Below are 21263 nucleotides of genomic sequence, written 5' to 3'. Positions count from 1 at the left end.
CGCCGTGCCGCCTAGCTGGAACCAACGAAAGAGGCCCTCTCCATGACCATGTCCGCAGCAAGCACCCTACTGTCAGGGCTGCGCACGAGCCAGGCTACCTCCCCCGCCCTGATCTGGTACGGCCCCGCCGGGGAACGGATCGAGCTTTCCGGGAAGGTGCTGGACAACTGGGTGGCCAAGACCTCGAACTTCCTGGTCGATGAACTGGACGCCGAGCCCGGCCGGCTCGTCCGCCTGGACCTGCCCATCCACTGGAAAACCCTGGTCTGGGCCCTGGCTGCCTGGCAGACCGGCTGCACCGTGATCCTTGGTTCCCCGGCCGAAGGAGGACCCGTGGACATCACGGTCACCGACGCGGCGGACAGCGGCGCCGAGGGGACCGTCGTCGCCGTCGCGCTGGGGGCACTGGACCTGGCGTTCCCGTCGGAGCTGCCGGCCGGCGTCGTCGACTACGCGGCGGAGGTGCGCTCCTACGCCGACACCTTCATGGAGGGCGCCCGGCCCGACGACGGACAACCGGCCCTTGAGGTCGGAAGCCCTACCGCCGCCCGCGAATTGAACGGAACAGTGTCTTACGGATCGCTCGGGACCCTGTTCGGCGCATCGGACGGCTCTGCCGAAGTACTGCTCGCTTCGGCTCCGGACCTGCCGCTCGTACTGGAGGCGGCTGTAGCCACGTGGGCCTCGGGCGGCTCCGTCGTGCTCACGGCGGCCGGCGTTGAACCGGACGAACGGGTATTGGCCTCTGAGAAGGTTACGAAGCGCTTGGAGGCTTAGCGGCGCCGTACCGGTTGGCCTTGCCGGGCGGGACTATGGACTCGTCGATCAGTTCATAGTCCTGCTCGAAGCCGGGCTCCTGGTCCAGTTCAACATTGAAGACCCAGAACCGGTAGGCAAAGAACCGAAGGACGGTGGCGACGGCGATGCCCAGCACGCCGGCCAGGAACAACATGTTCTTGTCCTCGATACCCATCGGGTAGCGGGCCACCCAGGTGAAACCTGTGGAAATGACAATGCCCACGCCGTTGATCAGAACGAACAGTCCCAGTTCACGGCCCACGTTGTCCACCCTGCGGCGGCGGCGGAACGTCCAGTAGCGGTTGGCAACCCAGGAGACCATGGTGGCGACGACGGCGCCCACGAAACGTGCCTTGACCTCGCTGCCGGACATCGGTCCGTGCATCAGGTAGAGGGTAAGGCCGTTGTCCACAACGAAGGCCACGGCACCTACCGTGCCGAATTTGGCAACCTCGCGCCAAAAAAGGGAAACCAGGCCCCGAAGCCGATCTGACAGCGATGTATTCATGACCCTCCGAGGCCGATCGACGGCAGCACCCCCAAAGACTCATTCAAGAATCGACGGCTGCCAGTTCCCGACGCGCGGACGCGCGGCGGTCAACAGCCGATATTACCGCGCCTTTATGGGAGTCTGCTTAGTGTCGGGGAGGACAACGGTGCCGCGAGGCGGGAATAACAGCCCCTTTCGGTACGCTTAAGCCGTGGATTTCCCAATTATCGGCGTGATAGGCGGCGGCCAGCTCGCCCGGATGATGGCCCCGGCGGCCACAGCCCTCGGATTTGAGCTGCGCGTGCTCGCCGAGGGCCCCGACGTATCTGCTGTGGCGGCAGTGGCCAATGCCACAGTGGGTGATTACCGGAACCTGCAGGATTTAGCGGATTTTGCCGCCCAGGTGGACGTTGTCACGTTTGACCACGAGCATGTGCCCGCTGAACATCTGCGGGCCCTCGTGGAGAAGGGCATCAATGTCCAGCCCGGTCCCGCAGCACTGATCCATGCCCAGGACAAACTGGTCATGCGTGCCGCCGTGGAGCGCCTCGGACTGCCCAATCCCCGCTGGGCCGCGGTTTCCACGCCCGGGGAGCTGATCTCGTTCGGCAACTCCGCCGGCTGGCCGGTGGTCCTGAAGACACCGCGGGGCGGCTACGACGGCAAGGGCGTACGCATAGTTGACGACGCTGCCGCTGCCGCGGACTGTGCCGATTGGTTCGGCTCCGAACCCCTGCTGGTCGAGGAAAAAGTACCGTTCAACCGGGAATTGTCCGCCCTCGTGGCCCGCACTCCCAGCGGTGAAAGCAGTGCCTGGCCGGTTGTCGAATCCATCCAGGTCCACGGCGTCTGCGACGAGGTCATCGCCCCGGCACCGCAGCTGGATCCGGCCGTCGCGGACGCTGCCGCATCAGCGGCCCTGCGACTGGCGGACGAACTGGGCGTCACCGGCGTCATGGCTGTCGAGCTCTTCGAGACCCCCGGCCGCGGCCCCGGCTTCCTGATCAACGAACTGGCCATGCGACCGCACAACTCCGGGCACTGGACCATGGACGGCTCCGTCACCGGCCAGTTCGAGCAGCATCTGCGCGCAGTCCTCGACCTCCCGCTGGGCGCCACCTTCCTGCGGGGCGGGACAGCCGTGATGAAGAACTTCCTCGGCGGCGACAACACCGCCCTTTTTGCTGCCTATCCCCTGGCACTGGGCGCCGAACCCGCCGTCAAGGTCCATACCTACGGCAAATCCGTCCGGCCGGGACGTAAGATCGGCCACGTTAATGCCGTCGGTTCCGCCGACGACCTCCCCGCCCTCCGCCGCAGTGCCGGCCGGGCAGCAGCCATCATCCGTGACGGCCGCGACCCCCTGAAGGAGAACTGAAGCATGCCCCACCGTGCTGCCACGCCGCTGGTAGGCCTCGTCATGGGTTCGGACTCCGATTGGCCGGTCATGGACGCAGCCGCTGCCGCCCTTGCCGAATTCGGCATCCCCTATGAAGCCGACGTCGTTTCGGCCCACCGGATGCCGGCCGACATGCTGGAATACGGGCAGGACGCACACCGACGCGGGCTGCGCGTCATCATTGCCGGAGCAGGCGGCGCCGCCCACCTCCCCGGCATGCTCGCCGCGGTTACCCCGCTTCCGGTCATCGGAGTCCCCGTGCCGCTGAAATACTTGGACGGCATCGACTCCCTGCTCTCAATCGTCCAGATGCCCGCCGGAGTACCGGTGGCCACGGTTTCGATCGGCGGTGCCCGGAACGCCGGGCTGCTGGCTGTCCGGATACTCGCAGCGGGTACGGACCCCCTCGCTGCCAGCCTCCAGCAACAGCTCATCGAGTTTGCGGGCGGGCTGCGCCAGTCCGCCATGGCCAAAGGCGCAGCACTGCGCACATCCCTGCCCGGAACGGACTAGCAGCAATGAACCAGCAACGTTCCGAGCCCGCGGGCGGCTCCTTCACCGATCCCGTGCGGTATCCCCAGACCGCGGCCCCCGCGGTGCGCACCAAGCGTGCCTTCATCCTCCTGCTGCTGACCCTGGTGCTTCCCGGGTCCGCGCAGGTGGTAGCCGGGGACCGGCGCCTCGGCCGGCGTGCCCTGAAAGTCACCTTCGCAGTCTGGGCGGTGGCTGTGGCGGCCATCATCCTGGCCGTCACCAACCGTGCACTGCTGATCAACATCCTGGCCAACGGCTGGGCCTCGTTCGGAATCATGATCGTCCTGGCCGCTCTGGCCGTGGCCTGGGGACTGTTGTTCCTGAACACCCTGCGCATCATCCGCCCTCCGCTGCTGCAGCGCCGGGTACGGCCGCTCGTTGCCGCCTGCCTGGTCCTGCTGATGGTGGGAACCAGCGGCAGCCTCGCCTACGGCGCCTACCTGATGAACGTCAGCCGGCAGACTTTCGGCTCCATCTTTTCCTCGGGCCCGTCCCTTGATCCGGTGGACGGCAGGTACAACTTCCTGCTGATGGGCGGAGACGCCGGCGAGGACCGCACCGGCCTGCGTCCCGACAGCATCTCGATGATCAGCGTGGATGCGAAAACGGGCCAGCCCGTGACTTTCAGCATTCCCCGTAACTTCCAGAACGCCCAGTTCCCCACGGATTCCCCGCTGCACGATGTGTACCCCGACGGTTACAACTGCGGCGACGAGTGCATCATCAACAGCCTTTACCAGACGGTGACGGAGAATTACGCGGATCTCTACCCCGGGTCAGCCGATCCCGGCGCCGAAGCCATGATGGAGGCCGTCAGCGGCACCCTGGGGCTTGAGGTGCAGGCCTACGTCATTGTGGACATGGGCGGTTTCGAACAGCTGGTCGACGCCATGGGCGGCGTCACCGTCAATTCCGGCGGCTGGGTGCCTATCACTGCCGGCGAGATTCCCGGCACCAACCGGCACTATCCCCCGGACGGCTGGATTCCGCCGGGCACCCAGACCCTGGACGGCTACCATGCCCTTTGGTACGCCCGCTCGCGCGAATTCGTGACTGACTACCACCGGATCGCCCGGCAGCAGTGTGTCCAGCAGGCCATGGTGGCGCAGATGGACCCGGCTACGCTCCTGACCCGCTTCCAGGCCATTGCCACCGCCGGTGAAGAGATCGTGAAGACGGACCTCCCCCAGGACCAGCTGGGCAGTTTCGTGGACCTGGCGTTGAAGGCCAAGGGCCAGCCCATGGAGCGGATGACCATCGGCCCGCCGGACTTCGGCACGGCGGCGGACAACTTTGTGACCTATCCGGACTTCAACCTGATCCATTCCCGGGTGCAGGACTTCCTGGCCGGTTTGGAAGCCGCACCGGCCGAGCCGGCTCCGGCCCCTGCTCCGGCGGAAGAAGCCGCACCGGCTCCGGAGGAAGCTGCTCCAGAGGAAGCCGCACCGGCGCCGGAATCAGACACCGGCGCCGACGGTGAGGCAGCCGACGGAACTCCCATCACCGAGGTGCCGCAGGAGGAAACGGAAATAACGGTGGAGTATCTTCAGTACCTCGCGGAAATCGGCGATGACGCCACCCTCGGGTCGCTCCTGAACAACAACGGCGAGTGCAGCGTGGGATAGCTCTCCCCTTCCCGACCCGACCCGATTCTCAAGCTCCCGAAAGAGGCCCGTGTACCTACTCCGGAACACCCTTCGACCCTATGCCTGGGGATCAACCACCGCGATCGCCGAACTGTTCGGCCGGGAACCTTCCGGCGAGCCCGAGGCTGAGTTGTGGATCGGTGCGCATCCCGGGGCTCCCTCGGCGTTGGTTCCGCCGGTGGGCGGCAGCGAAACGCTCGACGAGTTGATTGCGGCCGACCCCGAGCTGATGCTCGGTGCCGACGCCGCCGGGCGTTTCGGTTCCGAGCTGCCGTTCCTGGCAAAAATCCTGGCGGCCGGGGCTCCCCTGTCGCTGCAGGTCCACCCCACGACCGAGCAGGCCCGGGCCGGCTACGCAGCGGAAGAGGAAGCCGGCGTGGACCGGGGCGCCCGGGAGCGCAACTACAAGGACGGCAACTCCAAGCCCGAGATGATTTTCGCGCTCACGCCCTTCGAGGCGCTGTGCGGCTTCCGCGAGCCGGAGGAGTCTGCGGGCCTCTTCCGGGCCGTCAATGCTGCGGTCACCGCCGCCGGCGGGGAGGTGCCCGACCTGCTGGAATGGATCGCGGCGGAACTGTCCTCAGGCCATCCGGCACCGGCTCGGCTGCAGTCCGTCTTCCGCACCCTCATCAATGAAGGCGAAGCCGTGCGTGAGGCCGTCGAACTTGCCGCCGCTGCCGTCGCGAAGCTCACCGACTACGGCGAATATGCCCGCGAATTGTCCACACTGACCGAGCTGAACGGCTACTACCCGGGCGATCCAGGTGTCCTGATCTCCCTGCTGCTCAACCGTGCTTCACTGCAGCCCGGCGAAGCGGTGTACCTTCCGGCCGGCAACGTCCACGCCTACCTCAGCGGGTTGGGGGTGGAGGTTATGGCGGCGTCGGACAATGTCCTGCGGGGCGGGCTGACCCCGAAGCACATCGACGTACCGGAGCTGCTTCGGACCGTCGATTTCCGTCCCTTGGGCGTCCCCTACGTGGCGGCCGAGGACACGCGGGCAGGTCAGCAGGTATTCCGCCCGCCGTTCGAGGAGTTTGCGCTTCAGCGCCTGGAGCTGGCCCAGGGACCTTCCGGCGCCGACAGAGACTCGCTCCCGGCCGAAGCGACGATACTGCAGCACGGACCCGCGGTGGTCATCGCCGTGCGGGGCACCATTGCCCTGACGTCGCCCTCGGGCAGCCTCACCCTCGAGCCCGGAGACAGTGCCTTCCTTCCGGCGTTCGAGGCACCCGTGGTGGCCCGGCTCGCTGCGGACTCCGCCCAGCACGACGACGGCGCGCTGGCCTTTGCCGTGACGGTCGGGTCGGTTCCGGCCGGGGAAGCAGATGCCCCCCAGCTGGATATCGAGGCCTAGCCGGCTAGCGGCCCAGCCGGGCCTTCAGCGCGGCCGCTGCCCCGCGGGCCTTGCGCATTCCTGTCTTGGCCAGCGGCAGCGCGGTGGAGAAGACCGGGTAGAGCGGCGAGAGGGGCTTGTCCCAGGTGCCGGCCAGCTGATCCTCGTGCTTCGCCCAGCCCATCTTGAACTTCGAGACTCCGTCATTCAGCAGTCCGTTGAAGTCGTACCGGGTGATCCCCCGTTCCTTCATATCGGAGATGGCGTGCCATTTAAGGGCGTAGTTCGCCCGCAGCCGTTCGCCCTCCTCCGTCATTCCGCCGTAGAGCTCGAACGAGGTGTAGTTGCTGGTGGACAGCCACAGGAACGCGACCACGTCCTCGCCCTTGAAGGCAGCGTAGACCGGTGAATCCTCGCCGAGGTTGTCGAAGATATCCAGGTAATAGGAATCCTCATGGATGCCGAAGTTCGCCCGCTGGGCGGTCAGCTTGTACACCGCCAGGCATTTGGCGATTTCCCCGCGCGTCACGCGCCGGTAGGTCAGGTCCTCGCGCCCGGATTTGCGGATGTACTGCCGGTGTTTCTTGCTCATGTCCCCCGACAGGTCCTCGAGGCTGCGCTGCAGGTCCAGGATCAGTGTCCGGCCGATGAGGATGGTGTTGTCGCTGCTGCGGAAGCCCAGCCCGGGCAACCCTGCCACCAGCTTCCCGTCCGCATCCCAATCGGGCTCGATGGACAAGGCCACGGCGGAATGGGTGCTCTTGACGTAATCCGCAACGGCGTCCAGGACTTCGAGTTCCCGTCCCGGCTCGCCCTGCGGGCCGCGGGGAATGTAGGCCAAGGCCCGGAAGGGGAAAGGAAGGGCACGCAGCAGGACCTGCGCGCACCCGAGGACCGTACCGGCGTCGTCGCTCACCAGGACGCGGTCTACGTTCCATCCGTGGTCTGCCTTGGTCTTCCCCCAGCCCCACAACTGCTGCGGATGTCCGCGGAAGCGGTTCACGGTTTCGTTCCAGGCGGCGGCATCGGAGCAGGGGGTAACGCGCAGTGTCATGCCTTCCAGCCTACTTGGCTCCGCTGCCACACCCGAAAACAGCGGTACCGGACCGTTTCCGGTTTTCGCCGCGCCACTGCCGGGCGGTTCGCTGCTTTGTTACGGTCAACTATGAGTTCCTACGCATCCAACACCCGGACGTCCCGGACCAGTTCCGGCGGATCTGACTTGGCCCGCCTCAGCACCGTCAGTATCTGTTTCGCGGCCTGCATTGCCGGTTCGATGGTCGGTGTGGGTGTCTTCGGCGGCACTCCCATTGCGGAGGCGGCCGGCGGCGCCCTCAGCGCAGACGCCACGTACCTCGCCCCGGCCGGCTCGGCCTTCTCGATCTGGTCGGTGGTTTACACGGGACTGGGCCTCTACACCGTCTACCAGTGGTTCCCGTCCCAGCGGAGGTCGGACCGGCAGCGCTCCCTGGGCTGGCTGGTCGCCGCCTCGCTGGTGCTTAACGCCGCCTGGATCCTCACCGTCCAGGCCGGCGCGGTCATTCTGAGCGTTGTGGTGATTGTGCTGCTGCTCGCCGTCCTGGCCTTGTGCTTCCGCCGCTACGCCACCACCCGGGCGTCCGGCTGGCTCGAAGCCATCGCCGTGGACGGAGTCCTTGGCCTGTACCTGGGCTGGGTCTGCGTGGCCACTGCCGCGAATACGGCCTCGGCACTGACTGCCGAGGGATTCCGGGGATTCGGTATTGCTCCGGAAGCCTGGGCCTGCGTTGTGCTCGCCGTGGTTGCCGGAGTTGGCGCCGGGCTCGCCGCAGCCGGACGCGGCCGTCTTGCCCCGGCGGCGTCGCTGGTGTGGGGGCTGGCCTGGATCGCCGTTTCCCGGCTGAACGGAGGACTGGAATCGGTTCCCACCGCTGTCGCCGCCGTTGCCGCCGCCGTGGTTGTAGCCGCAGTAACCGTGGCCTTCCGTGTCCGGGCGGTCCGGACCGCGGCTTCAGTAAAGGAAGCCCGGTAAACAGTTGATGCTGCCTGCGGACGGGAGCCAGGCAGCATCAACTGTGTCAGTAACGCCTAGTTGGAGCGGGCGTAGGACTCCCACTTGTGCGCCTGGTGCTCGCCGTCCACCACGCGGATGGTGCCGGACTTGGAACGCATCACGATCGACTGGGTCAGTACCCGGTCCTTCTTGTACCGCACGCCGCGCAGCAGGTCGCCGTCGGTGATCCCGGTGGCGGCGAAGTAGCAGTTGTCGCTGGTGACCAGGTCATTGGTGGACATCACACGGTCCAGGTCATGTCCGGCGTCGATGGCCTTCTGCTTCTCGTCGTCGGAGGTCGGCCACAGCCGGCCCTGGATGACGCCGCCCAGCGTCTTGATGGCGCAGGCGGTGATGATGCCCTCGGGGGTGCCGCCGATGCCCATCAGGGCATCGACGTCGGTGCCTTCGCGTGCGGCCGCGATGCCGCCGGCAACGTCGCCGTCCATCAGCATCCGGGTGCGCGCACCGGCGTCGCGGATTTCCTGCACCAGCGGCTTGTGCCGGTCCCGCTCCAGGATCATCACGTTGAGCTGGTTGATTTTCTTGCCCTTGGCCTTGGCGATCAGGTGCAGGTTCTGCTTCACCGGAAGGCGAAGGTCCACCATGTCCGCGGCTTCGGGCCCCGTGACCAGCTTTTCCATGTAGAAGACCGCCGAGGGATCGAACATGGTGCCGCGTTCCGCAACGGCCAGCACGGCAAGGGCATTGTTGATGCCCAGGGCAGTCAAGCGGGTGCCGTCGATCGGATCCACGGCGACATCGCACAGGGCTCCGGTGCCGTCACCGACGTACTCGCCGTTGTAGAGCATCGGCGCTTCGTCTTTTTCGCCTTCGCCGATCACAACCACGCCGTTGAAATGGACCGTGGAAATGAGTGAGCGCATGGCGTCCACGGCGGCACCGTCTGCCGCGTTCTTGTCGCCGAAGCCCACCCAGTGGCCGCCGGCGATGGCCGCCGCCTCGGTGACGCGGACGAGTTCCAGGGCCAGGTTGCGGTCCGGCTCGGAGTCCCCGACTGCCAATGCGGGGGAAAGTGTGGAGTACTGGGCACCTTTGGACACGTCAAACCTCATCTTCGAAATTATGATGTAAAACTCTGCTGTAAACGTCTGCGGACACCGCCTAAAGCGGGTGGCCTTTGTCCGATCATAGTCTGCGTGCCTCCCGTCACCACCTCAGCCAGCGGTTTTCCGCGGCGGTGCATTACTCGAAGTAGGACATAAGCATCCGAATAGGAGATTATGGATGGGTGAGTGAAACGCAGCCCGATCCCCAGCAGACCGATGAACCCGTAACGCCGGTATTGACCGCCAAGCAGGCCAAGCGGGCCAATGCCACCGTGATAGGCATGCTGATCGCCACCGGGCTCACCCTGGCGCTGTGCCTGGTGCCGGTGCTGCTTAATCCCGCACCCAAGATGCAGGCCCGCAACGTCGATGTTGCTGCCGCTGCCAACCAGGCTGCCGGCGACGCCGGCTACCAGCCGCTGGCACTGGAGCTTCCGGACGGTTGGAGTGCCAACTACGCCCGCTGGAACGCCGGGACCAACAACGGCGTCCCGAACTGGGAAGTCGGATATGTCACTCCGGATACCGAGTTCATCTCCCTGACGCAGACCAACGCCGCCAATCCCACCTGGATCTACGAACACAGCGGCGATTCGACCGTGTCCGGTGAACGGCCGGCAGGTGGAGTCACCTGGGAGCTGCGTGATTCCTCCAACGCGGACTCAACCCTGGTCGCGGAGATCGACGGGCAGACCGTGATCCTCACCGGTTCCGCCGACCTGGCGGAATTCGATGTGCTGGCCGACCACGTGGTCCGCGAACTTCGCAGCAACTAACCCTGACGGCTGCGGGCGTTCCTGCTGAGGCCCCGCCGGTTCCCATAGGAGTAACCTCGATATCGTGGAAACAGCGAGCGAAAAGACCATCACACCCGCCCAGGCCTGGCAGAAGCTGCGCGAAGGCAACGAACGTTTCGTGGCCGGCACCGCCAGCCACCCCAACCAGGACGCCCCCCGGCGCAGTTCGCTGGTTGAAGGGCAGAACCCGTTTGCAGTGATTTTCGGCTGCTCGGATTCCCGCCTTGCCGCCGAGATCATCTTCGACCTCGGCCTTGGGGACGCATTCGTGGTGCGCACCGCCGGGCAGGTCATTGACGACGCGGTGCTCGGCTCGCTGGAGTACAGCGTGGGCACGCTGGGCGTGCCCCTCATCGTGGTGCTGGGGCATGACAACTGCGGCGCCGTCACTGCCGCCAAAGCCACCGTGGACACGGGCGAAATGCCCACCGGCTACGTCCGTACCCTCGTCGAGCGGATCACTCCGTCCGTGCTGGCGGCGCAGCGCAAGGACCTGCACGACGTCAACGACATGGTGGTTGAACACACGAAGCAGACCGCGGAACGCCTGGTGGAAAGTTCCCGCCTCATTTCCGCGGCTGTGGAGGAAGGGCGGGTCGCCGTCATCGGCCTGTCCTACCGGCTGGCGGAAGGCAACGCCGAGCTCGTCTCCGGGTTCGGCGCCCTTGAGCACCCCGCCGTGCTGCGTTCGGCGCTGCCGAAGTAGCGGTTATCACTGCGGTGCCTTCGGAGATTAGGCTTGGGGGCATGACTTCTGACACCTCCGAATACCGCATCGAACACGACACCATGGGTGAGGTCCGCGTTCCGGCCTCCGCCCTCTACCGTGCCCAGACCCAGCGCGCCGTCGAGAACTTCCCCATTTCCGGCACCACGCTGGAACCCTCGCACATCGAAGCGCTCGCCCGGATCAAGAAGGCCGCGGCGACTGCCAACGCGGAACTGGGAGTGCTCGACGACGAGCGCGCCCGGGCCATTGAAAAGGCCGCCGACGCCGTCGCCGCCGGCACCTACAATGACCAGTTCCCGATCGATATCTTCCAGACGGGTTCCGGCACCTCCTCGAACATGAACACCAACGAGGTGCTCGCCGAGCTCGCCACCCGGGCGTTGAAGGAAGCCGGCAGCGAGACCAGCGTCCACCCCAATGACCATGTGAATGCCTCGCAGTCCTCCAATGACGTCTTCCCGACGTCCGTGCACGTTGCCGCCACATCCGCCCTGATCAATAACCTGGTCCCCGCCCTCGAGCACCTTGCCGTGTCCCTGGAGCGCAAGGCCGAGGAATTCAAGGACGTCGTCAAGTCCGGCCGTACCCACCTGATGGACGCCACTCCGGTCACCCTTGGCCAGGAATTCGGCGGCTACGCCGCGCAGGTGCGCTACGGCATCGAGCGCGTGCAGGCATCCCTGCCCCGCGTAGCCGAAGTTCCGCTGGGCGGCACCGCCGTCGGCACCGGCATCAACACTCCTGCCGGATTCCCGCAGCGCGTGATCGAGCTGCTGGCCGCTGACACGGGCCTGCCGCTGACCGAGGCACGGGACCACTTCGAAGCACAGGCCAACCGCGACGCACTGGTTGAGGTGTCCGGCATGCTGCGCACCATCGCCGTGTCCTTCTCCAAGATCGCCAACGACCTCCGTTGGATGGGTTCGGGTCCCAACACCGGCCTGGGCGAAATTGCCATCCCTGACCTGCAGCCGGGCTCCTCGATCATGCCGGGCAAGGTCAACCCCGTCATCTCCGAGGCCGTCCTGCAGGTCGCCGCGCAGGTAGTGGGCAACGACGCCGCCGTGGCCTGGGCCGGAACCTTCGGCTACTTCGAGCTCAACGTGGGCATCCCGGTGATCGCCGCGAACCTGCTCGAATCCATCCGGCTCCTGGCGAACTCCTCCCGCGTGATGGCGGACAAGATGATCGACGGCATCGAAGCCAACGTCGAGCGTGCCCGCTACCTGGCCGAGGCTTCCCCGTCCATCGTGACTCCGCTGAACAAGTTCATCGGTTACGAAAACGCCGCGAAGATCGCCAAGTACTCGGTCAAGGAAGGCAAGACCATCCGCCAGGCCGTCGAGGACCTCGGCTACGTCGAGCGCGGCGAACTCACGGTGGAGCAGCTGGACAAGGCCCTTGACGTCCTGTCCATGACGAAGCCGCCGCAGGCCTAAGGACCACCGCCGTCCCCGCACGGCAGGCCTGCCGAAGGAGCGTCCGGAATCCCGGGCGCTCCTTTTGCTTGCCCGGCAGACCGGAAATTTGCACCCGCTGATGCAGAGTGCAAAACTTTACGCCATGCCGAATAGTGCAACAGAAGACTGCGGCCTGCGCGAACGCAAGCGTACGGCCACCCGGGCCGCCATCACGGCGCAGGCCCGCGCGCTGACCGCTGCCCACGGCGTCAACGGCTTCACCGTCGAACAGCTGTGCGATCAGGTCGGCATCTCCCGGCGGACGTTTTTCAACTACTTTCCCGCCAAGGAAGACGCCATCCTGGGCTCGCCCGCTGATGACCTTCCGGAGGATCTGGTCCGGCGTTTTATCGACGGCGGGACCGGCACCGCGAGGGAAGGGATCTCCCCTGCCCTGGTGGCGGACTTCGTTGACCTGGCCGTCGGCATGACCGAACGCATGGCCATGTCCCGCGTGGAGATGGCCCAGCTGAAGGAAGCTGTCAGTGCCGAACCCCGGCTTATCTCCAAGGCCATGCACGGCTCGCAGGAGACCGAGGAAGCCTTTGCGCGGATAGTAGCTGCCCGTGAATCCCTGCCTGCCGATGATCCACGCGTCCGGGCAACGGTTGCCGTCTTCGGGGCACTGGTCCAGCGCGCCGGACTGCGCTTCTTTGATCCGGCCAACACAGATTCCTACCGCAGCATCCTCGTCACGGAGGTCAATGCCGCAATCGAAGTGTTTTCGGCGGCGCCCCTGCTTCCCCCCGCGCCGACGCATCCCCGTTCTGCCTCCACCGCCCCATCCGATACCGCCAAGGACACGTAAATGACCTCCACCGCCGAACGTGCTTCCGGGCCGCTCCTGCTGACCCAGAAACGCATCTGGATCATCTTCTCCGCCCTGATCGCCGGCATGCTGCTTGCCAGCCTCGACCAGACCATTGTTTCCACCGCCATGCCCACCATCGTGGGCGAACTCGGCGGCGTCGAGCACCAGACCTGGATCACCACCGCCTACCTGCTGGCCACCACCATCGTGATGCCCATTTACGGCAAGTTCGGTGACGTGCTGGGCCGCCGCAACCTGTTCCTGTTCGCCATTGTCCTGTTCACCGCGGCCTCGGTCGGATGTGCCTTTGCCACCGATTTCTGGGGCTTCGTGGTCTTCCGGGCCATTCAGGGCCTCGGCGGCGGCGGCCTGATGATCCTGTCGCAGGCCATCATCGCGGACATCGTGCCGGCCGACCAGCGCGGCAAGTACCTCGGCCCGCTCGGCGGCATCTTCGGTCTTTCCGCCGTCGCAGGTCCCCTGCTGGGCGGCTTCTTCGTGGACCACATGACCTGGCAGTGGGCGTTCTACATCAACATCCCGATCGGCATCGTTGCCTTCCTGATCGCCTTCTTCACTCTGACGCTGCCGAGCAAGAAGGCAACCAAACGGATCGATATCGGCGGCGTGGTGCTGCTGTCCATAGCCACCACCTGCCTGATTTTCTTTACGGACTTCGGCGGCAGCGACGAGCGCGGCTGGACCGACCCGCTGACGCTGGCTTTCGGCGCGGGGATGCTGGTTGCGGCAATCCTGTTCGTGATGGTGGAAAACCGCGTTGCGGACCCGATCATCCCGATGAGCCTGTTCCGGAACCCGATCTTCGTCAACAGCACCGCCATCGGCTTCACCCTGGGCATGGGCATGTTCGCTGCCCTTGCCTTCGTGCCGACCTTCCTGCAGATGTCCACCGGCACCTCGGCAGCCGTTTCCGGCCTGCTGATGCTGCCGATGATGGTGGGCATGATGGGTACCTCGATCTACTCCGGCCTCGCCATCACCAAGCACGGCACCTACAAGAAGTACCCGATCATGGGTGCGGCCCTGGTGATCGCTGCCATGCTGTGGATGACAACCCTTTCGGCGGACACCCCGGTCTGGGTGATCTGCGCGCAGCTGTTCGTCTTCGGTGCCGGGCTCGGTTACATCATGCAGGTGGTTGTCCTGGTGGTGCAGAACTCCGTGCCCGTGGACCAGATCGGCACCGCCACGTCCAGCAACAACTACTTCCGCGAGGTCGGTGCCGCCTTGGGCGTGGCCATCTTTGGTGCCATGTTCACCTCGCGCCTTTCCGAGAACCTGCATGAGGTCTTCACGAAGGCCGGCTTCGATCCTTCCGCTGCGGGCGAGGCCACCGCGACCCTGCAGCCGTCCGTCATGAATGATCTGCCGGAACCGATCCGGGACGGCATTGTCACCGCTTATGCCGATTCCCTGGCCCCTGTCTTCTGGTACCTGATCCCGTTCCTGGTCATCGCACTGGTCCTGGCCCTCTTCCTGAAGCAGATTCCGCTGTCCGACGTCGCCGGCATGGTGGCCCGCGGTGAAGCTGTCGCCGGCCCGGAGGCGGACCGGCTGGAAGCGGAACGCCTGGCCGTGCTCAAGGGAACCGGCCGGGAGACTACCGCCCCGTCGGGCACGGAAGCCGGGCGTGCGGATGCTTCGGAGGCTCCGCTGCAGGCTCCGGAGAACCCCTACCGGGAGAAGTAGGAGCTTCGCTGCATTAACGGGCGAAAGGGTCGTCCCGCTGCTGCGGGGCGGCCCTTCACTGTTTTGGTTGTCGGCGGCTCAGCGTTCGAAGACCGGCACGCCGTCGGCCGTCAGGGCCAGGTCAATCAGCATTCGGTGCCGTTCGCTCAGGGGCGGCAGGGCATCCAGGTGGTACCAGCCCACCTCGGTGGACTCGTCGTCGTTCACCCGTGCCTCGCCCGAAACGTACCGGCAGCTGAAAGCCAGGTTCAGGAAGGAACAGACATCCCCGTTGGGGAAGGTGACCGGCCCGTGGGCGCCGACGTGGATGAGGTGCTCCAGCTCGGCCCGGATACCGGTCTCCTCTTCCACTTCACGCACCGTTCCCGGCCCTGCCTCCTCCCCCGGCTCGAGCATTCCGGTGATCAGGGCCCACCGTCCGTTGTCCGCGCGGCGGCCCAGCAGCACCTTCCCTTCCGCGTTGAACACGACGGCCGTGACACCGGGAAGCCAGAGCGGATCATGTCCTATCCGCTTCCGCAGGGACAGGACGAAATCAGGCGTAGGCATGCTTCTACTGTAGGGCAGGGGCAGCCATGGCCACGGCGGCCCCCAGGAGCAGGAACGGGCCGAACGCCACCGTTGACGACGCCGTTCCCCGCCGGGTAATGATCAACGCCAGCCCCCAGAGTCCGCCGAAAACAAATGCAGCCACCACCCCTGCCAGGACGTGGCCGGCACCGAGAAATCCCAAATAGAGGCCCAGCAGTCCGGCCAGCTTGACGTCTCCGAAGCCCATTCCGGCCGGACTGAGCAGCCGCAGGGCAAAAAACCCGATCCACAGCGCAGCGGCCCCCAGCAGCATTGCGCCAACACGCTCCGGTTCCCCGCCGGCCAGCGCGGCACCGGCCAGCAGCACGGCGGCTACGGGATAGGACGGCAGGACCACGGCGTTGGGCAGGCGGCGGGTCCGGATGTCGGCCAGGGCCAGCCGGACGGCGACGGCCGCAAACCAGGCCAGCGCGGCAACCAGCAGCACCGCGGCAACGGATGCGCCTGGTCCACCGCTTGCGCCCGCTGCCCAATAACCCGCCAGGATGCCCACCATGGAACCACCGTAGCCGGAGGCCCGGCCGGTTCAGGCGGCCGGGCCGGCGGCTGTGGACAAGCTAGCCGATCTGCCCTTCCTCCAGCAGCTCGGTCACCAGCGCAGCAATCGGCGAGCGCTCCGAGCGGGTGAGCGTCACGTGGCCAAAGAGCGGATGGCCCTTGAGCGTCTCCACCACGGCGGCCACGCCGTCGTGCCGGCCTACCCGCAGGTTGTCCCGCTGGGCGACGTCGTGGGTCAGGACCACCTTGGAGTTCTGTCCGATCCGTGACAGGACCGTCAGCAGCACGTTCTTCTCCAGGGACTGTGCCTCGTCCACGATCACGAAGGCGTCATGAAGTGAACGCCCCCGGATATGGGTCAGCGGGAGCACCTCGAGCATGCCGCGGTCCAGGACCTCCTCCACCACCTCCACGGAGACCAGCGCCTCAAGGGTGTCGAAGACCGCCTGCCCCCAGGGGCCCATTTTCTCGGACTCCGTGCCGGGCAGATAGCCAAGCTCCTGGCCGCCCACGGCGTAGAGCGGCCGGAACACCATCACCTTGCGGTGTTCCCTGCGTTCGAGCACCGCTTCCAGCCCGGCGCACAGGGCCAGCGCGGACTTACCGGTCCCTGCCCGGCCGCCCAGCGAGACAATGCCCACCTCCCGGTCCATCAGCAGGTCGATGGCCAGCCGCTGTTCGGCCGAGCGTCCGTGCAGCCCGAAGACGTCCCGGTCCCCGCGGACCAGCCGCAGCCGCTTATCCGCCCCCACCCGTCCCAGCGCCGAAGCACGCCCGGCCATCAGCACCGTGCCGGTGTTGACGGGCAGGTCCGCGGCTTCGGGGATCAGCAGCGCCTGGTGGTCGTACAGCAGCGCCATGTCGGCGTCGGAGATTTCCAGTTCCGCCACTCCGGTCCAGCCCGAATCCCGGACCAGTTCGTTGCGGTATTCATCCGCTGCCAGCCCCATCGCCGAGGCCTTCACCCGCATGGGCAGGTCCTTGGACACCACAGTCACGTTCCGGCCGCCGTCGGCCAGGCTCTTGGCCACGGCGAGGATCCGGCTGTCATTGTCGCTGCCCCGGATGCCCGCGGGCAGCACGTCCGTGGAGATATGGTTCAGTTCCACCCGCAGCGTGCCGCCGCTCTCCCCCAACGGGATAGGCGCCCCGAGCCCGCCGTGCTGGACCCGGAGGTCGTCCAGCAGCCGCAGCGCGTTCCGGGCAAAATACCCAAGCTCGGGATCCTGGCGCTTACGCTCCAGTTCGGTGATGACCACCAGGGGAAGTATTACTTCATGTTCGGCGAAGCGGAGGATCGCCCGTGGATCGGACAATAACACCGAGGTATCCAGCACAAAGCTGGCCCGCTCCTGCACTTGCTGTTCAGCTGCCATGTGGAACTCCCGTCAGGGGCGCCCCAGGGCCCCGGTCGCTGGATGTATTCCATCTCAATGTTGCGTTGGACGTTCCGCCCGCTGCCTCAGCCGGGCCGATAGCACCAAAGTACGCCCGCAGGGCGCCGCCCCGCAGCAGGACACGGCCGTTGGCGGCCGTACGGGGAGCCCGCTAGGAGCCGAAGCGCCGCTGCCGGCTGGCGTAATCGCGCAGGGCACGCAGGAAGTCCACCCGCCGGAAATCCGGCCAGAGCGCTTCGCAGAAGTAGAACTCGCTGTAGGCGCTCTGCCACATCAGGAAGCCGGAGAGGCGCTGCTCGCCGGAGGTCCTGATGACCAGTTCCGGATCCGGCTGGCCGCGGGTGTAGAGGTATTCGGAAATCTTGGCGTCGCAGATTTCCTCGGTGACTTCCGCGATGCCTTTGCCTTCGGCGTCGGCGTCCCGCAGGAGTTCCTTGACGGCGTCGACGATTTCCCGCCGGCCGCCGTAACCGATGGCCACGTTTACATGCAGCCCGTCGGCGTCGCCGGTGCTTTCGCCAAGCTCCGTGAGCTGTTTGGCCAGCCGTGACGGAAGGATCTCCAGGGCCCCTACCGGCTGGACCCGCAGGTTGCCCTCTTCGCCCAGGCGGTCCAGGGTGTTGCCGATAATGTCCAGCAGCGGTTCCAGCTCGTCCGCGTCACGGTTGAGGTTGTCCGTGGACAGCATGTAGAGGGTCACCATCCGCACACCCAGTTCCTGGCACCAGCCCAGGAACTCCAGGATCTTGTCCGCTCCGGCCTGGTGCCCGTCGCTGGTAGGCGCGCCGGCCAGTTTGGCCCACCGCCGGTTTCCATCCACCATTACCCCGATGTGTTCGGGGATGCGGTCTCCAATCAGGGACCGCCGCAGCTTACGCTCGTAGTAGGCGTAGACAACACCGGGGAATTTCATTGTTTGCCTCACGTACCTGGGATCCGGAGCGGGCACCACCACATGGTCCCGCCTGCCCCGGGTCTGCCCAAAGGATAAAAATCTTCTCCTAGGCTACCGCTAGCTCGGCTTGCCGAAGCGCAGACCGGAGCGGGCGCGGGGTTACCCAGCCATAAGTTACCCGAACGTAGGTTAGAATTTCCGTTATGGATTCGTCACCATTTTCCGCCCCTGCCTCCCGGGTTCCAGCCCAGCACGACCCGGAATCGAAGGCCGCACCCGGCCCCCTGGAAAACGCGGTTGAAGCAGTCGCCGAAGAACTGGAAATCAAGCCCCGGCTGCGCGGCTGGCTGCATGCCGGTGCCGCTCCCCTCGCGCTGGCGGCCGGGATCATCCTCGTAGTCCTCGCTCCGACGGCCGACACCCGGATCGCCTCCGCAATCTATGCCTTCACCGGCGTGCTGTTGTTCGGCACCAGCGCCGTCTACCACCGCGGCAACTGGTCCCCGAAGGTGAAAACGGTGCTCAAGCGCCTGGACCACACCAACATCATGCTGGTCATTGCCGGCTCATACACCCCGCTGGCCTGGTCCCTGCTGCCCCGGGACACCGCCGTGACCCTGCTGTGGATCATCTGGGCCGGCGCCCTGGTGGGTGTCGCGTTCCGGCTCCTGTGGCTGCATGCTCCCCGCTGGCTGTACACACCCGTGTACATTGCCCTGGGCTGCGCCTCCCTGTTCTACCTTCCGGATTTCTACACGGCCAACCCGACGGCAGCCATCCTCATCTGCGTGGGTGGTGCCATGTATATCGCCGGTGCCGTTATGTACGCCATGAAGAAGCCCAATCCCTCGGTGGACTGGTTCGGCTTCCATGAGATTTTCCATGCCTTTACCCTGGCTGGATTCGCCGCACACTACATCGCCATCATGATGGCCGTCCGTTCGGTGGCCGGCTAGGAACGCAGCGCGCTGAACTGGGCCGCCAGCTCCTCCGGGTCGGATACCGGCCGGTTGCAGACCATCCCGCGGCACAGGTAGGCCAAGGCTCCCCCGTCCGGCGCGGGCCGGTCCCGCAACAGCGGCACCGACGTTTCGCCGCCGGGTCCGCTGGCCACGACGACGGCGGGACCGCCCGCGGCCCGGCCGGCCCGGAGCAGCTGCCGCACCAGCACGGGATCACTGCCCGTAACGGCCAGCTCCCGCGGCCCCTCCAGGGCCTGCACGAGAACGGACATCGCCCACCCGCCGGCGCGCGGTGCACGTGCCGCCACCAGCTGAACGTGGGCCAGCAGTGCTTCCGCGAGGGCGCGGTGCCGGGAGGAACCGGAATAGGCCGCATACGTCACCAGCACGCCGGCAAACAGCGCTGTGCCGCTGGGAGCGGGGCCGTCCATCGGATCCGCTGCTGAGAGCGCTCCCTGCGCGGCTGCCAGCTGATCCGTGCGCACAGCGGTGTCCTGCAGGACCCCGTCCACGATGAAACGCTGTTCGGCGGCCAGCACCAGCTCCTCAGCGGCGCGGTACCACTGTTCCTCACCGGTGGCGGCGTAGAGCGCAAACAGCCCCTCGGCCGCACCGGCATAATCTTCGAGCAGGCCTTCAATGCCGGAGGCGGTGCCGGCATGGGAGACCCGGGACAGCAGACCGTTGCGGTAGTGGACGCGCAGCAGGTATTCCGCGGCATCCCGGGCCAGGTCCAGCAGAACGGCGGCCTTCTCCCCCGGGTCCCCGGCATCGTCGAGGGCCAACGCCGTGTCGGCCAGGCCCGCGATGGCCAGCCCGTTCCACCCTGCCACCACTTTGTCGTCGCGGTCCGGCTGGGGCCGCCGGTCACGAACGGCCAGCAGCGCAGGCCGCACGCGCTGCCAGAGCAGCTCCTCCTCCGGCTCCAGGCTGCGGCCGAAGTGGAGGGTGGACCCGCCGTCCCCCATTCGGCCGGTTTCCAGGTCCAGCAAGGAAAGGACCGCATCTGCGTCGGCACCGGAGACGGCGGTGCGAAGCTCCTCGGCTGTCCACACATAGGTGGCGCCTTCGCGGCGCTGCCCGTCCACGAGGGTATCGGCGTCGAGCGAGGACGCGAATCCTCCTCCCTCCACGCGCAGCCGCTTGGCCAGCCAGGCTGCGGTATCGGCGCTTACCTGCAGGGCAAGCTGCCGCTGGTCCTCCGTGGGCGCCGAGCGGCTCCAGTGTGCGTAGAGGCGCAGCAGCTGGGCATTGTCGTAGAGCATTTTCTCAAAGTGCGGAATGGCCCAGGCCCGGTCCACGGTGTACCGGGCGAAGCCGCCTTCGAGCTGGTCGTACAGTCCGCTGCGGGCCATGGTTTCCAAGGTGCGGCCAGCCACGGACGCCGCGGCGCCGGCGGCCGGCCGGTCAGTCGATCCGTACACCAGCAGGAACCGCAGCAGGGGCGACGGCGGGAACTTCGGTGCACCGCCGAGCCCGCCGAAACGCGGGTCAACTTGTTCGATAACCGCGCCCACCGCAGCCTCGAGCACCTCGCCCGAAAGCGGACCGGATTCGGGAGTAACCTCGAGGCTGCCGATCAGCCGGCGGTTTCCCGCCTGGGCGGAGGCCAGGTGGGCGGCGATCTGCGCCGCGCTTGCTTGCACTTCGGCCGGGCGGTCCCGCCAGGCGGAGGAAACCGCTTCCAGAACCTGCTGGAAGGACGGCATGCCCTGCAGCTGCCGGGGCGGAAAATAGGTGCCGGCATAGAAGGTGCGGCCGTCCGGAAGGGTAAACACGCTCATCGGCCAGCCGCCCTGGCCGGTCAGTGCCTGCGTCGCTGCCATGTACACGGCGTCGACGTCGGGACGTTCCTCGCGGTCCACCTTCACCGACACGAAGTGCTCATTCAGGTACTGCGCCGTGGCGGCATCCTCGAACGATTCGTGCGCCATGACGTGGCACCAGTGGCAGGCCGCGTAACCCACGGAGATAAAGACGGGAACATTCCGGCGCCGGGCTTCGGCGAAGGCTTCCTCACCGAAGGGCCACCAGTCGACGGGGTTGTCCGCATGCTGGCGCAGGTAGGCCGACGCCTGGTTCCTCAGTCTTTCAGCCATGGCATTCC

Annotated in this window: 20 protein-coding genes; 12 read left to right on the top strand and 8 right to left on the bottom strand. The window is 66.4% G+C overall.

The genetic code is table 11. The features are described 5' to 3' along the window. Positions 1–42 precede the first annotated feature (42 nt). Complete coding sequence (locus NNX35_RS13320) at positions 43–777, top strand: TIGR03089 family protein (protein WP_255868018.1); 735 nt, start codon at positions 43–45, stop codon at positions 775–777. Here NNX35_RS13320 and NNX35_RS13315 read toward each other — a convergent pair. After that, positions 755–1306 carry a GtrA family protein gene (locus tag NNX35_RS13315; RefSeq protein WP_255766994.1) on the bottom strand — a complete coding sequence of 184 codons (552 nt, stop codon included), beginning with the start codon at positions 1304–1306 and terminating at the stop codon, positions 755–757. The two genes, NNX35_RS13320 and NNX35_RS13315, sit on opposite strands and share 23 nt — an antisense overlap. Before the next feature lie 193 nt (positions 1307–1499). Here NNX35_RS13315 and NNX35_RS13310 point away from each other — a divergent pair, with 193 nt between their 5' ends. From NNX35_RS13310 to manA, 4 genes are read left to right on the top strand one after another with little or no spacing between them, the layout of a single operon-like run. Further along, on the top strand, positions 1500–2666 hold the full coding sequence (locus NNX35_RS13310) for a 5-(carboxyamino)imidazole ribonucleotide synthase (RefSeq protein ID WP_255868017.1): 1167 nt from the start codon (positions 1500–1502) through the stop codon (positions 2664–2666). Positions 2667–2669: 3 nt separating this feature from the next. Continuing rightward, positions 2670–3200: a 5-(carboxyamino)imidazole ribonucleotide mutase gene (gene purE / locus NNX35_RS13305; RefSeq protein ID WP_255868016.1), complete on the top strand. Its 531-nt coding sequence runs from the start codon at positions 2670–2672 to the stop codon at positions 3198–3200. A 5-nt stretch (positions 3201–3205) separates the two neighbouring features. Further along, entirely contained in the window at positions 3206–4846 is a 1641-nt protein-coding gene (locus tag NNX35_RS13300; RefSeq protein ID WP_255868015.1) for an LCP family protein, read from the top strand. 49 nt (positions 4847–4895) lie between these two features. Next, entirely contained in the window at positions 4896–6224 is a 1329-nt protein-coding gene (gene manA / locus NNX35_RS13295) for a mannose-6-phosphate isomerase, class I (RefSeq protein WP_255868014.1), read from the top strand. Positions 6225–6228: 4 nt separating this feature from the next. Here the strand turns inward: manA and NNX35_RS13290 are convergent, their stop codons facing one another. Further along, on the bottom strand, positions 6229–7257 hold the full coding sequence (locus tag NNX35_RS13290) for a peptidoglycan bridge formation glycyltransferase FemA/FemB family protein (protein WP_255863462.1): 1029 nt from the start codon (positions 7255–7257) through the stop codon (positions 6229–6231). Positions 7258–7368: 111 nt separating this feature from the next. On the opposite strand from NNX35_RS13290, the gene NNX35_RS13285 reads away from it, so the two are divergent. Further along, positions 7369–8214: a tryptophan-rich sensory protein gene (locus NNX35_RS13285; RefSeq protein WP_255868013.1), complete on the top strand. Its 846-nt coding sequence runs from the start codon at positions 7369–7371 to the stop codon at positions 8212–8214. Between the two features lie 56 nt (positions 8215–8270). Here the strand turns inward: NNX35_RS13285 and glpX are convergent, their stop codons facing one another. Then, a complete protein-coding gene (glpX, locus tag NNX35_RS13280) occupies positions 8271–9311 on the bottom strand; it encodes a class II fructose-bisphosphatase (protein WP_227924263.1) in 1041 nt (346 codons plus the stop codon). Positions 9312–9487: 176 nt separating this feature from the next. Here glpX and NNX35_RS13275 point away from each other — a divergent pair, with 176 nt between their 5' ends. The 5 genes from NNX35_RS13275 (at position 9488) to NNX35_RS13255 (ending at position 14813) form a co-directional block, all read left to right on the top strand. Further along, positions 9488–10081 carry a DUF4245 domain-containing protein gene (locus NNX35_RS13275; protein ID WP_255766982.1) on the top strand — a complete coding sequence of 198 codons (594 nt, stop codon included), beginning with the start codon at positions 9488–9490 and terminating at the stop codon, positions 10079–10081. Positions 10082–10145: 64 nt separating this feature from the next. Further along, positions 10146–10808, top strand: a complete 663-nt coding sequence (locus NNX35_RS13270; RefSeq protein WP_255868012.1) for a carbonic anhydrase — start codon at positions 10146–10148, stop codon at positions 10806–10808. A 41-nt stretch (positions 10809–10849) separates the two neighbouring features. After that, complete coding sequence (locus NNX35_RS13265; protein WP_255766980.1) at positions 10850–12271, top strand: class II fumarate hydratase; 1422 nt, start codon at positions 10850–10852, stop codon at positions 12269–12271. Positions 12272–12395: 124 nt separating this feature from the next. After that, a complete protein-coding gene (locus NNX35_RS13260; protein ID WP_255868011.1) occupies positions 12396–13100 on the top strand; it encodes a TetR/AcrR family transcriptional regulator in 705 nt (234 codons plus the stop codon). After that, positions 13101–14813, top strand: coding sequence for an MDR family MFS transporter (locus NNX35_RS13255; protein WP_255868010.1), 1713 nt, complete (start codon positions 13101–13103; stop codon positions 14811–14813). A gap of 78 nt (positions 14814–14891) precedes the next feature. Here the strand turns inward: NNX35_RS13255 and NNX35_RS13250 are convergent, their stop codons facing one another. The 4 genes from NNX35_RS13250 to NNX35_RS13235 all read right to left on the bottom strand — a co-directional run bounded on the left by NNX35_RS13250 (position 14892) and on the right by NNX35_RS13235 (position 18212). After that, positions 14892–15362 carry an NUDIX domain-containing protein gene (locus tag NNX35_RS13250; protein ID WP_255868009.1) on the bottom strand — a complete coding sequence of 157 codons (471 nt, stop codon included), beginning with the start codon at positions 15360–15362 and terminating at the stop codon, positions 14892–14894. 4 nt (positions 15363–15366) lie between these two features. Beyond that, the gene (locus NNX35_RS13245; RefSeq protein ID WP_255868008.1) at positions 15367–15900 is read right to left on the bottom strand and encodes a prepilin peptidase; all 534 of its coding nucleotides are present in this window, start codon (positions 15898–15900) and stop codon (positions 15367–15369) included. Between the two features lie 61 nt (positions 15901–15961). Then, entirely contained in the window at positions 15962–17278 is a 1317-nt protein-coding gene (locus NNX35_RS13240; RefSeq protein ID WP_255868007.1) for a PhoH family protein, read from the bottom strand. A gap of 172 nt (positions 17279–17450) precedes the next feature. Next, positions 17451–18212, bottom strand: coding sequence for an isoprenyl transferase (locus tag NNX35_RS13235; protein ID WP_255766974.1), 762 nt, complete (start codon positions 18210–18212; stop codon positions 17451–17453). Between the two features lie 185 nt (positions 18213–18397). Here NNX35_RS13235 and NNX35_RS13230 point away from each other — a divergent pair, with 185 nt between their 5' ends. Continuing rightward, positions 18398–19150 (top strand): hemolysin III family protein, encoded by a 753-nt coding sequence (locus tag NNX35_RS13230; RefSeq protein ID WP_255868006.1) that lies wholly within the window; start codon positions 18398–18400, stop codon positions 19148–19150. On the opposite strand, the gene NNX35_RS13225 is transcribed toward NNX35_RS13230, so the two are convergent. Continuing rightward, positions 19147–21255, bottom strand: coding sequence for a thioredoxin domain-containing protein (locus NNX35_RS13225; RefSeq protein ID WP_255868005.1), 2109 nt, complete (start codon positions 21253–21255; stop codon positions 19147–19149). The two genes, NNX35_RS13230 and NNX35_RS13225, sit on opposite strands and share 4 nt — an antisense overlap. Positions 21256–21263: the final 8 nt, after the last annotated feature.

The sequence above is a fragment of the Arthrobacter sp. zg-Y844 genome (genome assembly GCF_024385465.1).
GTDB lineage: Bacteria > Actinomycetota > Actinomycetes > Actinomycetales > Micrococcaceae > Arthrobacter_B.
The sequence above is the reverse complement of the archived record's forward strand: the minus strand, read 5'-3'. Positions and strand labels throughout refer to the sequence as shown.

Bases quoted from the DNA above. Each gene is read 5' to 3' on its own strand.
- NNX35_RS13255 (WP_255868010.1), top strand. From the start codon at position 13,101: ATGACCTCCACCGCCGAACGTGCTTCCGGGCCGCTCCTGCTGACCCAG.
- NNX35_RS13260 (WP_255868011.1), top strand. From the start codon at position 12,396: ATGCCGAATAGTGCAACAGAAGACTGCGGCCTGCGCGAACGCAAGCGT.
- NNX35_RS13240 (WP_255868007.1), bottom strand. From the start codon at position 17,278: ATGGCAGCTGAACAGCAAGTGCAGGAGCGGGCCAGCTTTGTGCTGGAT.
- NNX35_RS13225 (WP_255868005.1), bottom strand. From the start codon at position 21,255: ATGGCTGAAAGACTGAGGAACCAGGCGTCGGCCTACCTGCGCCAGCAT.
- NNX35_RS13245 (WP_255868008.1), bottom strand. From the start codon at position 15,900: ATGGTGGGCATCCTGGCGGGTTATTGGGCAGCGGGCGCAAGCGGTGGA.
- NNX35_RS13320 (WP_255868018.1), top strand. From the start codon at position 43: ATGACCATGTCCGCAGCAAGCACCCTACTGTCAGGGCTGCGCACGAGC.
- NNX35_RS13285 (WP_255868013.1), top strand. From the start codon at position 7,369: ATGAGTTCCTACGCATCCAACACCCGGACGTCCCGGACCAGTTCCGGC.
- purE (WP_255868016.1), top strand. From the start codon at position 2,670: ATGCCCCACCGTGCTGCCACGCCGCTGGTAGGCCTCGTCATGGGTTCG.
- NNX35_RS13235 (WP_255766974.1), bottom strand. From the start codon at position 18,212: ATGAAATTCCCCGGTGTTGTCTACGCCTACTACGAGCGTAAGCTGCGG.
- NNX35_RS13250 (WP_255868009.1), bottom strand. From the start codon at position 15,362: ATGCCTACGCCTGATTTCGTCCTGTCCCTGCGGAAGCGGATAGGACAT.
- NNX35_RS13265 (WP_255766980.1), top strand. From the start codon at position 10,850: ATGACTTCTGACACCTCCGAATACCGCATCGAACACGACACCATGGGT.
- NNX35_RS13230 (WP_255868006.1), top strand. From the start codon at position 18,398: ATGGATTCGTCACCATTTTCCGCCCCTGCCTCCCGGGTTCCAGCCCAG.
- NNX35_RS13315 (WP_255766994.1), bottom strand. From the start codon at position 1,306: ATGAATACATCGCTGTCAGATCGGCTTCGGGGCCTGGTTTCCCTTTTT.
- NNX35_RS13300 (WP_255868015.1), top strand. From the start codon at position 3,206: ATGAACCAGCAACGTTCCGAGCCCGCGGGCGGCTCCTTCACCGATCCC.
- glpX (WP_227924263.1), bottom strand. From the start codon at position 9,311: ATGAGGTTTGACGTGTCCAAAGGTGCCCAGTACTCCACACTTTCCCCC.
- NNX35_RS13290 (WP_255863462.1), bottom strand. From the start codon at position 7,257: ATGACACTGCGCGTTACCCCCTGCTCCGATGCCGCCGCCTGGAACGAA.